At 76.4% G+C, this 1,003-nt stretch carries 1 protein-coding gene; it reads right to left on the bottom strand.

Annotation, left to right across the window (positions count from 1 at the left end):
* Positions 1-1,003 (bottom strand): FUSC family protein (locus GTW08_RS30825; protein ID WP_202417945.1); only part of this gene is annotated, 1,003 nt, incomplete at both ends.

The raw sequence follows: 1,003 nt of genomic DNA, 5'->3' as shown, positions 1-1,003 counted from the left end.
CCTGGGCGGCGAGCTGGCGGGTGTAGTGGTCGACGGCGCCGACGACCCGCACGGTGTGGTGCACCCCGCGGCGCAGCGGCCTGCGGGCGACGGGGTGCTGCAGCGGCACCGCGCGGGTCCGCACGGTGGCCACCGCGGTGTCCACGGCGCGGGCCTTCTCCAGCGGGTCACCGGCGCCGGGGCGGCCCAGCGCCGCGTCGACCGAGGTGCGCAGGGAGACGTCGACGGCGGTGAGGGCGTCGTCGAGGGCCTCGGCGAAGGCCGTGCGCGACCGGGTGGGCAGGACCAGGTAGGCGGCGAGCATGCCCAGCGCGCCGCCGACGACCGTCTCCTCGACCCGCAGCACCAGGGTCTGCACGCTGAACTGGCCGATCACTCCGTAGAGCAGGGCCAGCACCGCGGTGATCCAGAACGCCATCATCGCCTGCGAGATCCGCACCAGGTACAGGGCGAGGAACACGCAGACGAACAGCAGCGCCAGGCTGGCGACGACGTTGCCGCCCACCAGCAGTGCCAGCAGCATCCCCGCCACGACCCCACCCGCGGTGCCGACCGCGCGGGCCCAGCCGCGGCTCAGGACGTCGCCGCGGCTGGCGGTGCCGGCGAACACCACGAACGCGGCGATCACCGCCCAGTACCAGCGGGCCGGGGAGATCAGCTCGCCGACGACGATCGCGAGGCTGGTGGCGACGCCGACCTGCACGGCCTGCCGGGTGTGCAGCGCGAGCCCGCCGAACCGGTCCCGGCCCGCCGGCGGCGGCACCTGTTCGGGGACGGGCCCGGGTGCCGGGTCGCCGCCCGCGGTCTCCCGGTCGGTGTCGTGGTGTTCGGCGATCCGCAGGCGGGCCTGCTCGACGGTGGTCTGCATCGCGTCGGCGAGCCGGACGACGGCGAACCCGATGCGCTGCTCGCGCGCGGCGGGCCCGACCCCGGCCGGCCGGTCCACGATGTCGGCGACGGCGGACCGTGCGCCGTCGTAGAGGCGGGTGGCGATCGCGCCGGG

The sequence above is a fragment of the Pseudonocardia sp. SID8383 genome, assembly GCF_009864975.1.
In the GTDB taxonomy this organism is placed as follows: Bacteria; Actinomycetota; Actinomycetes; order Mycobacteriales; family Pseudonocardiaceae; genus Pseudonocardia; species Pseudonocardia alni.
This window is presented reverse-complemented; position numbering and strand designations above follow the sequence as displayed.